The following is a 12,368-nucleotide window of genomic DNA, read 5'->3' on the forward strand; positions in this document are numbered from 1 at the left end:
TTTATATCAACGATTATTAAGCCAGGGTAAAAATAAAATGTGTGCTTTAGGTGCTGCAATGCGCAAGCTTATACATCTGTGTTATGGCGTTTTAAAACATCAGACTGCCTATCAAAGAGATTATTTAGTGGTCGAATAATCTCAAAACCTGATTGACTACCAAGACGGTATCTCATCTCCTAAAAGGAGAGGGAACGATTTAGTGTTTAAGCCAATTCATCATCTTGTGGGCGAGGGGTTTTTCCTTCAGGCAGTGGCTTTTCGGAATGCTTGTCTCGAATAACCGAAGGGTAAGTCCAAGAGGCATAGCGCACAATCAAAATGGCCACAGCAAGAATGAGGATCGAACCTGTAGTAATGACCAAGCCCATATCTGCTTTATGGTCATGTTGAATGTCCGAAATCAGTAAGCGGGTCAGGGCAGTAATAGCAATATAAATCAGGAAGCGTACCGGCATGTGGTTAGTTTTAAAATAAATACCGACCATGGCACCGAGTTCAAGGTAAATAAACAATAATAAAATATCGTCAATCGTGGCGAATTGTTTAACCGTAATAATTTCAAAAATGGTATGACCCGCGGACCATAAAATCATACAGCCGATGACAAACAGTGCAAGATAATGAAAACCTTCTACAGCAATATTGCCAAGTCGGTCGAGGAGGGCCTCGATTTTTTCTACTTTGGGATCACGGTGTGTCATATATATTCCTCCTGTGTAAATTGCGTGAATATTCAATCAAGAACAAGTCATTAAATACCAAGCAAATTTCATGCACATGAAGCGCATATGACAAAAATATTTTTTAGGTTCAATAAAGGTTTTAATGTTAAGTTTGAGCTTAAATTTTGTCCTATAAGAATGAAGCGACGATGTATCAACCAACGCATTTTAAACATGATGAAATCCCTGATCTGATTGATCTTATGCGTAAGTATGCTTTGGCGACAGTAATACTGACTGCACCCAATGGTGAGTTGGAAGTGAATCATTTACCACTAGAATATGACGCTGAGTCAGGCGAATTAGGTGTATTACGCGGTCATATTGCTAAGGCCAATCCAATGTTTGAATTGCTAAATCAGTCAGCGCAAGCCTATGTGATTTTTCATGCCGACGAAGCATATATTTCGCCAAGCTGGTATGAAGGAAAGCAGGAACATCATCGCGTTGTGCCGACATGGAACTATCGCGTGGTACATGTCAAAGGCACAATTCGTAAAGTTGACGATGAAAAATATTTACGAGGTGTTTTGGCTCGGCTGACTCGACAACATGAAGCTAGCCAACCCGTGCCATGGAAAATGGGCGATGCGCCTCATGATTTTATCGCGGAACAACTGGAAAAAATTATAGCGATTGAAATCGATATTCAGTCGATGATTGGGAAATTTAAAGTGAGTCAAAACAGAAGTGTTGTAGATGCGATGAATGTGGCAAAAGCTTTGGAAAGGTCGAATGCTGAAATGGAGGAGTCGATCAAAAAATATTATCCCATGAAATAACAGGCTAAATAATCATGCCCAATATGATTGAAACTGAACGTTTATGCCTGAGAAAGTATCAGTTAGGAGATGAAATTTCATTATTTGATACATATTTTTCGAATATAGAAGAAACTCGTTATCTGCAGCGGTTGCCACATTTAACGATTCAACAGACTAAGAGTGTTTTAGAAAAGTGGGCAGATTATTATTGGTCGATACACAATCCTGATTTTGCATGGGTGATTAGTGATAAGAATACGCATTTAGCGATGGGCTTATTGTATTTCTTCAATCAAGAAAACCATGGAGAAATACATTTTGGGTTAGGGGTGAATTTTCATGGTTGTGGTTATATGACTGAGGCTTTAATTGGGGGAATTAAGTATTTAAAGCAGAATCATGTCACGAAGGTTGTTTCATCGTTTTGTGCTGAGGAACATCTAGCATCACAAAATGTCTTAATGAAGGCAGGATTTAAACAAGATAAAGATACAACGCATTGGGCGAAATTTCCAATGCTAGACGATCAGTTCCATCCTTGTTTTACATATCGAATGGAATTATGAGATTATGAATAAGTTGGTACGTTTATTCTTTTTGCTTACAGAATCCTATTCATTGGTTATGTATGAAGAGTAATAAGTAAAAAATGCCCGATAAATCGGGCATTTTTGATTTTGTGTATTTAATTAAGCTTGGTTGGTAAAGTAATCTTCAGAGAAGTTCATGATCACTTCAGAACCTGCTTTTACTTTAGCAATGCGTAATGCCAATTCAGGTAAAATACGCTGCGTGAAGTAAAGAGTCAGTGCAAGTTTGTTTTGGTAGAACTCGCCATCTTTGTCTTTTGCTGCATCTGCAATGCGGGCAAACATATAGGCAAAGCTGAGTAGGCCTACAGCATGTAGGTAATCAACTGCTGCTGAGTTCGGGAACTCAATGTTTTCACGAGCAGCTTCAAGTACATATTGAGTCACAGCTTCAACTTCAGCTGCTGCATCTAATGTTGCATCTTTAATGTAGTTCAAGCTGGCATCTAAGTTATTGGCAAAATCGCGGATTTCTTGGATATATTCAGCAATGAATTCACCATTGCACTTAATGGTTTTACGACCAATTAAGTCTTGAGACTGAACACCGTTGGTTCCTTCGTAAATCTGTGCAATACGCAGGTCACGGATACATTGTTCCATACCCCATTCACGAATAAAGCCATGACCACCAAATACCATTTGCGCATCCAGTGTTGCTTGGAAAGCGGTATCTGTTAAATACGCTTTCGCAATTGGTGTTAACAGCGCAACACGGTTATTGGCTGCTTTGACTGCTTCTGGATCCGTAGAGAACTTGGTAATGTCCAGTTGTTGACCGACATAAACTGCAAATGCACGAGATGCTTCATTGTTGGCACGTGCGTTCAGCAACATACGACGTACATCGCCGTGTACAAGGATGCTGTCTGCTGGTTTAGCAGGCGATTGAACGCCAGAAGCGCTACGGCCTTGTAAACGATCAGTCGCATATTGCGCTGCATTTTGATAAGCAAATTCAGAAGCACCTAGGCCTTGAATACCCATAGACAGACGTTCGTAGTTCATCATGACGAACATCGCTGCAAGGCCTTCATTTTCTTTACCAACCAGGTAGCCTTTCGCGCCATCAAAGTTCATCACACATGTTGCAGACGCTTTGATCCCCATTTTATGTTCAATAGAACCAGGGCCTACAGCATTACGCTCACCTAAAGAACCGTCTGCATTCACCAAGAATTTAGGTACGATGAATAGTGAAATTCCGCGTGAGCCCGCAGGCGCATCAGGCGTTTTCGCTAAAACTAAGTGAATGATATTTTCAGAAAGGTCGTGGTCACCGCCAGTGATGAAAATTTTCGTACCTGTAATGTTATAAGTACCGTCTTCATTACGTTCAGCTTTAGTTTTAATAATGCCTAAGTCTGTACCTGCATGCGGCTCAGTTAAGCACATCGTGCCTGACCATTCACCTGTGTACATTTTTGGCAAATAAGTTTCTTTTTGCTCTTGTGATGCATAGCTGTTTAATGCCATGCCTGCACCTACAGAAAGAAGCGGGTAGAGCATGAATGATGGGTTAGTTGCAAACAGCATTTCATCAGACAGAACAGTCAGCATTTTCGGCATGCCTTGACCGCCCCATTCTTCATCTGCGCCTAGACCAATCCAACCGCCTTCTGCATATTGTTTAAATGCTTCTTTGAAACCAGCAGGAGTCGTGACATTGCCATTGCTATAGGTTGCGCCTTCTTCATCACCTGTGCGGTTTAAAGGATGAGTGACGTTTTGCGCAAATTTTGCCATTTCTTCAAGAATGGCTTCTGCAGTAGCAGCATCAACGTGAGCAAGATTTTCGTTGTTTTGCCAGAATTGTTCTGCTTTAAAAACATCATTTAAGATGAATTTCATATCTGCAAGCGGCGCATTATAAATTGGCATGTTCGTTCACCTGTTTATTGTTTGAATCTGTGGACTTGGGGCAATTTGTATCGACACAAAACGTGGAGAAAATTGACCAAAGTAAAATTATGGGACTATTTATAAAGAAAAAGGACTGCCAATGCTATGACCGTCCTTTCTCTATTTCTGCACTCAAGAGTACAATTTTTTGAATATGTTTTAGATATTCACATTAGAATGCAAAGTGTTCTGCATCCAATGCCATAAGAGGATCTAGGCCACCTGCGATCACTTCTACATGAGAGCGAACGCGCGGTAAGATTTTCTTGAAGTAGAAGCGAGCAGTCGTTACTTTCGCATTGTAGAAATCAACATCTGTTGTTCCTGCAGCTAAAGTTTCTTGTGCAACTAACGCCATACGAGCCCATAGGTAAGCAAGCGTTACATAACCAGAGAAGTACAGGTAATCGACCGCAGCAGCACCCACTTCTTCTGGGTTTTGCATTGCTTTCATACCAATCTGCATAGTTAGGTCGCCCCATTCTTTGTTTAGCGCAGCAAGCGGCTCAACAAATTCTTTCATAGCAGCGTTGTCTTTGTTGGCTTCAACAAATTTATGGATGATCTTGGTGAAGTCTTTCAACATTGCACCTTGAGTACCCAATACTTTACGGCCTAACAAGTCAATCGCTTGAATTTCAGTCGTACCTTCGTATAAGCAAGAGATACGTGTATCACGTACGATTTGCTCCATACCGTGTTCTGAAATGAAACCATGACCGCCGAATACTTGAACACCGTGCTTCGCAGATTCAGAACCTGTTTCAGTTAAGAATGCTTTAGCAATTGGTGTTAATAGAGACAAGATGTTGTCAGAGAATTTACGTTCTTCTTCAGTTGCACCTTGTTCCACGATATCGGCATGGAAAGACAATAAGTAAACCAAAGCACGGCCAGCTTCAGCAAATGATTTTTGCGTCATCAGCATGTTGCGTACAGCAGGGTGAACGATAATTGGATCTGCTTCTTTTTCAGGAGCTTTAGGGCCTGAAAGTGAACGCATTGCCAAACGGTCTTTTGCATAAGCAAGCGCACCTTGGAAAGCCCCTTCAGAAGCTGAAAGACCTTGTACAGCAGTACCGATACGTGCAGTGTTCATGAATGTGAACATGCAGTTTAGACCGCGGTTTTCAGGGCCAATCAAGAAACCTTTTGCGTTATCAAAGTTGATGACACAAGTCGCGTTACCATGGATACCCATTTTGTGTTCAATCGAACCACAACGTACAGCATTGCGCTCACCAATTGAGCCATCAGCATTTACATTGAATTTAGGTACGATGAATAATGAAATACCTTTCGTGCCTTTTGGTGCACCTGGTAGACGAGCAAGGACGATATGGATGATGTTTTCAGCCATGTCGTGTTCACCAGCAGAGATAAAGATTTTCTCGCCAGAGATTGCGTAGCTACCGTCTGCTTGTGGTTCAGCTTTAGAACGGATAATACCTAAGTCAGAACCTGCATGAGATTCTGTTAAGCACATCGTACCTGTCCATTCACCTGAAACAAGTTTAGGCAGGTAAGTGTCTTTTTGTTCTTGAGAACCGTGATGTTCTAAAGTACGTACAGCACCATGAGATAGACCTGGATACATACCCCAAGCCCAGTTCGATGTACCCACCATTTCTGAAATGATGTTACCTAGTGAAACAGGTAGACCTTGACCGCCATACTGTTCTTCAGCAGACAAAGATGGGAAACCGAGTTCGATATATTTTTGATACGCTTCTTTAAAACCAGTTGGTGTTGTTACAACGCCATCATTCCAAGTACAACCTTCACGGTCGCCGACTTGGTTAAGAGGAGAAAGTTCATTTTCACAGAAGTCAGCAGCAGCTTCTAGATATTGGTCAACCAACTCACGGCTTACGGTATCAGAAAATGCAGGCAATTGTGCATAGTGATCTTCTGCTTTTAAAAGTTCATGCAGAACAAATTGCATATCACGTAAGGGCGCTTTGTATTGTGGCATATCGTTTTCCTCAATACTGGTTTCTACCAGCGTTAGTAATCCTAAATAAACATTTGAACGTGTCTTCAATGACACGTATTGGAATGGTTCTAATCGTGCAACATCTTCTTATTGGGTACAAGCATTTCAGGGCGATTTGTTGGTGACTGTAAAGTCAAAGAAATATCCCTTGAAAATGCTAAGTGCATTGAGTGTAAACACTTTTGGCTGAAAATGAATGACACAAATAGTCAAAAAGCGTAAAAAGATATGTCCAATAAAAAAGGCACTCATGGGAGTGCCTTTTTATACTCAATGATATTGCGAGCTAACTTTGACTTATTTTACTGGTGCTGGCGTCGGGGCAACAGGGGCTTTAGGTTGGAAGCGAACTTCACATTTACCATTGATTTGCTGTTCGCCAACTTTAATCGCAACCGTGCTACCATCAGTCTTGCCTTGGCATGCTTTCATAATCGCTTGTTGCTTCGCTTGGCGTTCTGCTAAACGCTGATCAAATTGTTTAGTCAGCTCTGCACGTTTTGCATCAGTCAGTGGCTCACCGCGTTGCATCTGACCACGCATGTCGCCATGCATTGGACGATGTTCACCGCGCATTGGTTTGTGTTCACCACGTGCTTTTTTCATGTCTTGACGGTCTGCGTTGAACACCATGGTACATGTACCATCAATGCTTTTATCGCCAGCTTTTACTTGAACTGTTAAACCTGTAGTCTTGCCATCACAGGCTTTTTGCATCTCTGCAAACACTTGACGTTGCTCTGCACGCATTTGTTTGAAATGTTCACGTTGCTCAGGTGACATACGACGATCTTGATCACTATGATGTTGTTTCATCATACGGCCATGATCGTTATCTTTTGGTGCGGTTGTTGATTGACAAGCCGTCAATGCACCCATGCTCAATACGCTTGCACCGATTAAAGCCATTTTGGTCATTTGTTTCATAGTCTATACCCCACCAGATTAGATATTTTTTTCGATGGTTAAAGATTAAATAATAAAGATGTAGAAACAATGGAGAGTTTTTTAGTTGCGTGTTCGCTACAATAATGAATATAGAAGAAAAATGAGAGTTCTCTTTTGAAAATACGTCGTATCCCGATTGCCCTACGCTTGTTTCTGACTGTGCTGTTGACGACGCTCGTCATCACAACGGTAAGTCTTGGCGTGTTGCATTGGAATATGCAGCGTAATTTCACTAAATATGTAGCCGATGTCGAGATGCAAAAGCTTGACCATGTCATTGAAAATTTAGCCGATGTGTATACGGTTTATCATGATTGGGGTAATGCGATTCAGGCGCAGATTTTGCAAATTGAAGGGCAGGCAGCACCCGATGACTATGATCGTCTCTCTCGGTGGTGGCTACGTCGTCAATATGACATTGCATTGCAGCAGCGCTATTTCCAAGATCATAGTTTGAATGCAACGTCGATGTTGGCGACACCGCAGCAAACGGCGGAACAAAAAACTGAAGAGCTGAAATGGCTGGAACAAAATTTACCGTCTGAGTTTCAACCCTTTGAAGGTTTAAAATTTCCTTTAAGCGCGAATCAAAATGTGTTCCGCCCCAAAGAAGCGAACGCGGATGAAAAAGATAAAGATAAAGATACAGGTCAATCATCTCAAAACAATACCAACAATGGTGGTAAAAAACAGTTTATCCAAATGCCTGACCGCTTGGGCTTGAGTTCGCGTTTATCTTTATATGATGCACAGCGCCAATTTGTCGTGGGTGAACCGACAGATGAACAGATTTCTTATCGTCCGATTATGGTGAATAATCAAATCGTGGGGTATCTAGGACTCAAACCTGTACTCGAGCAAGATGATGCGATCAGTATTAACTTTTTTAGTAAGCAAAAACGTTATTTATTATTGGTTTATGTGCTTAGTTTTATTGCGAGTTTAATTGCTGCACTGTTATTGGCGACCTACTTTAAAAAACCGATTCAGCGTTTGTTAATGGGGACACGTGAGTTAACCAAGTGCAATTATCAACATCAAGTCGCGGTGAACCGTAATGATGAACTCGGCGATTTATCAAATGAATTGAACCAGTTGGCCGTGATTCTCGATCAGCATGAAACGTCACGTCGTCAATGGGTTGCCGATACTTCACATGAATTAAAAACGCCATTGGCGGTGTTGCAGGCTCAAATTGAGGCGATGCAGGACGGTATTCGTAAGCCAACGCCAGAGCATTTTGCCTCAATGCTCAATCAAGTGAGTAGTTTGAAAAAATTGACCAAAGATTTGGCGGATTTGGCGCAAGCCGATGCACAGCAGTTGAATTGTTATTTGACCACGCTCAATCCGTGGGATGTAGTGATGCAAGAAGTTGAAAGCTTTAAGCCGAAGTTTGAGCAAGCAGATTTGAAAATTACCGCAACGGGCGAAGGGACTTCATTACAATTAGATATAGACCGTTTTAAACAGATTATGGTCAACTTATTGGGCAACAGTATTCGTTATACGGAAGCTGGTGGTGAAGTGCATGTACATACTGAGCAGGATGAAACCCAGTGGACCGTGTATGTCGATGACAGCCCATTTGGTTTAACTGATGAACAGTTGGCACGTTTAGGTGAGCGTTTCTATCGCGTGGATGATTCGCGCACGCGTGCAACCGGTGGTACAGGATTAGGATTGGCGTTATCCGTAAAAATAGCTAGAGCATTGGGCGGAGAATTGAGTTTTGATCATTCTCCATTGGGCGGTTTGCGTTGCAAATTGACATTTCCCAAACAGATGAAACATTAAAAGGAAGCATGCATGAAACATATCATGTTGGTTGAAGATGAAGTGGAACTTGCACAGCTAGTGCGTGATTATCTAGAGGCTGCAGGCTTTGAAGTCAGCATGTTTCATGATGGGCAAGAAGCCTATGAAAGCTTCACACAACGTAAACCGAGTCTGATGATTTTAGACCTGATGGTGCCTCGTATGGATGGCTTAACCATTTGCCGCAAGGTGCGTGAGCAGTCTGATTTGCCAATTATTATGGTGACTGCACGTACTGAAGAAATTGACCGTGTATTGGGGCTCAATATGGGTGCTGACGATTATGTCTGCAAACCGTTTAGTCCGAAAGAGTTGGTGGCACGTGTGCAAGCGGTATTACGCCGTTTAGAACGAAAAGCAGAACCCGAAGTCAATGATTTATTCCGTATGGACAAAGCACAGCAGCGCATTTGGTATCAACAAAAAGCGCTGAGCTTAACGCCAACGGAGTTCCGTTTACTAGAGTTGTTCTTGGAGCATGTGGGGCAGGTATATTCACGTGCGCAATTGCTAGATCATATCAACCCAGACAGTTTTGAGGTGGCTGACCGTGTCATTGACAGTCACATTAAAAACCTGCGCCGTAAAATTTCGGATGCTGCTGAAACTGGCAACCGCCATGAGTGGATTCAAGCTGTGTATGGCGTTGGCTACCGTTTTGAATATCCAGAGGATTAATGTTACTTTTTGTTCTTGAATCTTTTTTTAAAAGCCTTTAATTTTTAAAGGCTTTTTTATTTGTATTTTTAAGAGGGAAAAACATAATGATTTTAAAAAAAACCTTATTAGCAATAAGCTGTTCTGTAATTTTAACTGCATGTGGCGGTGGTGGCGGCGGGTCTTCTAGTAGCGGTGGGACTTCAGATAATGGCGGTTCAAATGGGGAAACAGCTAACCCATCAAATCCAGCAACAGATTTAGAGAAAGCTAAAGTATTAATCAAAACTACGAACAATATTATTGCCTATTTTGACAGTTTTAAAGGTTTGCAGTCTCAGTATGAGCCTGCATTTGATGCTGTAAGTAATGCAGGAAATGATATTAGTAATGCTTCTGATCTCATCATTACTTTAGCTTCATTGGCGCAGAAAGATGCTCAAGGTTCCACAAAAGACTATACCGCTGCAGAATTAGAGGCACTTTTAGAGGATGATGCGACCTATGGGGGGATATATTATCCAGATTATATTTTGAGCAAAAATGGTCTTAAAATCAGCGTAACACCGACTTCAGTTTCTGTTAATGGAAGTGTATCGGCTAAATATTGGATGGACTATATTTGGGATAGCAGTACTTTTACTGGAAAAGATGTTTTTAGCGATGCGGTTTTGATTACTGTAAGCAATTTAAAGTTGGATGCGCCATTCACAGCATCTGCAAAACAGCATGATTTTAAAATAGTTTCAGGCGGTAAAATCACAGCTAAAAATGCGGATGGATTAGAATCAAGCTTAGGGTTTAATAGCAACAGTACCGCTCAAGTTGTTTATGATACAGCTATCAAGCTGGAAGACTCAGAAAGTGAAAATGCTCCGGTTACGGCACAATTTAAATTTTTAAATGTTTTGTTAACAACTCAAAACGCGAAGCTGAATTTAACTGAACTTTCAAGCAAAGCTGCTCGAGTTAAATTCAAAAATGGTACTGAAACATTTAATCAAATTATTCCATATGAAATTATTTTGAAAGGTGAAGCTTTAAGCGGAGCAGAAAACTTAGGCTTAGATGCAAATATTAAGCTAAAAAATGATCTGACTAAAACCTTTGATATTACCCAAGGCGAATCTGCGGCTGCATTTATTAATGCAGATTTGACAGTTAATCTCTCTGGTAACGTAAAAGGTGGGGGGGCTGCTGTGAAGCCATTCAGTTTACTGCTTAACGCTAAAAGGAATGATTACCAAAAAGGGATAGCAAATCTTAAAGTTACAGTTGATCAAAATACATTAAATATAGATGTAAAAACTGACAATCTGATCGCGCAATCTCCAATTATCTGGTCAAGAGTATCTCATGCGAATGGTGCATTTGTAGAAATTCCAGATTTAGATCAATTCAGTTCTGCTGATATTAAAGTCGGTACTGTTAGCTACGGTACGATCAATAGAGTATCGAATAGCATTTATTCTGCGAAATTTACCGATAACACTGTGCTAATGATTACACCATAATAATGAATTAAGGAGAGGGGGTAACGATGTTCCCCCTTTTTTCTATGTTGAAAAAAAAATTAGTATTATTGGGATTATCGCTCCCGTTTTATAGCTATGCACAAGAGGCTATCTATTATCAAGTGCAAGCAGATGTTTATAGTGAACCGTTAGCGATTCATGCATTTACAGATGATTGGGATGATTCTAAGTTTAAATCAGGAAAAAATGCATTTGCTCATGGTTTAATGCAATTGGGCGTAAAGCAGGGTAATTGGGATTTTAGCTGGATCTGGCGATATGACTATGCGCTCAATTTCAGTGAGGATACAGCAAAGCTTTATTATCAAATACAGAATGAACTGCCTATCGATGCAAACTCAACGTATGACTTGAGGCTTGAAGCACAGCATATTGATACTGTTGGGTCTCGGGCTGCCTATACATGGCCCATTAGTTCGAATTGGAATTTAGAAACGGGTATAACCGCGTTAATTGGGCGTCATTATATTGATGGTCATATTAATGCGCTAGGGGTAACGACAGATCAGCAAGAGCTTATGGACCGCGTCAAATGGCTGAATGGGAGCATAGATTACAGTTATGATCATCCTGCTTTGAAAGAAGATAAAATGGGCTGGAATGAGCAGGCGCATAGCGGGTATGGCTATGCCCTAGATGCAACTTTAAGAGGTGCTATTGCAAAAAATTGGAATTTAAAAATTAATATTCAGGATGCATTGGCATATTTATATTGGCAAGATGCTCCATACACACGATATAACATCAGCTATGATCAAGATAAGCGTCCACGGTTTGATATTCAGGGAGAGTTTGATAAAGATAAGACCTATGCGCAAAAGCTGCCATTTAAAATTTATACAGATTTAAATTATGACTCAGAGCAGGCTTGGAGTTTAGGACTCAGTTCAATCTCAAATGAGTATATAAGTCTTTGGCAGCTCAATGCATATTGGAATACAGGGCTAATGTGGGGAATCCATTTTGAACCCCAAACCAATTCGTTTGGCCTTTCCGTCAAACATGAAAACTTTGGTTTTAAATACATAGCAGATTCATTCAATACCAACCAAGCAAAACGTATGGGCGCGCAAATATATGCGCAATATCTATGGTAAGTGCTGTTGGACCAGCGACTGTAAACAGATTAGCTTCTTTAGAATGTGTAAAGTTTTAAGCAGTTGTTTTATTTAACCGTATTGATATGTATTAAAAAAAACTTTGCATTGTCATAATGGAATTTAAATTGTTCGGTTATGAATAAGTTTGAATTTATCTATAACCGATTTTTATTTATATCGTAAATTTTTTATTTTTTAAAGTTTTTATTAGGGTCTGTTGACATTTGTTGATTAAAAAAATAGCGAGATAGTAAAATTAAATCGCCAAACCCAATTTTACACTCGCTATGCCTCGAACAATGCTAAATGATCAACACTGGTCCAAGTTACTTG

The 12,368-nt window shown here is 40.6% G+C and carries 10 protein-coding genes and 1 pseudogene; 7 read left to right on the forward strand and 4 right to left on the reverse strand.

Translation table 11 applies throughout. The annotated features are described in order from the left end of the window. Nucleotides 1-139, forward strand: a pseudogene (locus FTT85_RS18795) (IS110 family transposase); the annotation flags it as partial. Nucleotides 140-206: 67 nt separating this feature from the next. Here FTT85_RS18795 and FTT85_RS16850 read toward each other — a convergent pair. After that, entirely contained in the window at nucleotides 207-704 is a 498-nt protein-coding gene (locus FTT85_RS16850; protein WP_078194156.1) for a phosphate-starvation-inducible protein PsiE, read from the reverse strand. 170 nt (nucleotides 705-874) lie between these two features. Between FTT85_RS16850 and FTT85_RS16855 the strand changes: the two genes are divergently transcribed. Beyond that, nucleotides 875-1,507 (forward strand): FMN-binding negative transcriptional regulator, encoded by a 633-nt coding sequence (locus FTT85_RS16855; protein WP_180184025.1) that lies wholly within the window; start codon nucleotides 875-877, stop codon nucleotides 1,505-1,507. A 14-nt stretch (nucleotides 1,508-1,521) separates the two neighbouring features. Next, entirely contained in the window at nucleotides 1,522-2,055 is a 534-nt protein-coding gene (locus tag FTT85_RS16860; RefSeq protein WP_180184023.1) for a GNAT family N-acetyltransferase, read from the forward strand. 123 nt (nucleotides 2,056-2,178) lie between these two features. Here the strand turns inward: FTT85_RS16860 and FTT85_RS16865 are convergent, their stop codons facing one another. The 3 genes from FTT85_RS16865 to FTT85_RS16875 form a co-directional block, all read right to left on the reverse strand. Continuing rightward, the gene (locus FTT85_RS16865) at nucleotides 2,179-3,960 is read right to left on the reverse strand and encodes an acyl-CoA dehydrogenase C-terminal domain-containing protein (RefSeq protein WP_078194153.1); all 1,782 of its coding nucleotides are present in this window, start codon (nucleotides 3,958-3,960) and stop codon (nucleotides 2,179-2,181) included. A gap of 193 nt (nucleotides 3,961-4,153) precedes the next feature. Further along, complete coding sequence (locus tag FTT85_RS16870) at nucleotides 4,154-5,956, reverse strand: acyl-CoA dehydrogenase C-terminal domain-containing protein (protein ID WP_180022419.1); 1,803 nt, start codon at nucleotides 5,954-5,956, stop codon at nucleotides 4,154-4,156. Between the two features lie 318 nt (nucleotides 5,957-6,274). Continuing rightward, nucleotides 6,275-6,904 (reverse strand): hypothetical protein, encoded by a 630-nt coding sequence (locus FTT85_RS16875; RefSeq protein ID WP_180177093.1) that lies wholly within the window; start codon nucleotides 6,902-6,904, stop codon nucleotides 6,275-6,277. 135 nt (nucleotides 6,905-7,039) lie between these two features. On the opposite strand from FTT85_RS16875, the gene baeS reads away from it, so the two are divergent. From baeS to FTT85_RS16895, 4 genes are all read left to right on the forward strand, one after another. Continuing rightward, nucleotides 7,040-8,722, forward strand: a complete 1,683-nt coding sequence (gene baeS, locus FTT85_RS16880; RefSeq protein ID WP_180184024.1) for a sensor histidine kinase efflux regulator BaeS — start codon at nucleotides 7,040-7,042, stop codon at nucleotides 8,720-8,722. Between the two features lie 12 nt (nucleotides 8,723-8,734). Further along, a complete protein-coding gene (locus FTT85_RS16885; RefSeq protein WP_111885370.1) occupies nucleotides 8,735-9,421 on the forward strand; it encodes a response regulator in 687 nt (228 codons plus the stop codon). An 86-nt stretch (nucleotides 9,422-9,507) separates the two neighbouring features. Beyond that, on the forward strand, nucleotides 9,508-10,914 hold the full coding sequence (locus FTT85_RS16890) for a hypothetical protein (protein ID WP_218955505.1): 1,407 nt from the start codon (nucleotides 9,508-9,510) through the stop codon (nucleotides 10,912-10,914). Nucleotides 10,915-10,940: 26 nt separating this feature from the next. Then, the gene (locus FTT85_RS16895; RefSeq protein WP_257230188.1) at nucleotides 10,941-12,032 is read left to right on the forward strand and encodes a hypothetical protein; all 1,092 of its coding nucleotides are present in this window, start codon (nucleotides 10,941-10,943) and stop codon (nucleotides 12,030-12,032) included. The last annotated feature ends 336 nt before the right edge of the window (nucleotides 12,033-12,368 follow it).

It is taken from the genome of Acinetobacter sp. YH01020, from assembly GCF_013420275.1.
Lineage (GTDB): Bacteria > Pseudomonadota > Gammaproteobacteria > Pseudomonadales > Moraxellaceae > Acinetobacter > Acinetobacter amyesii.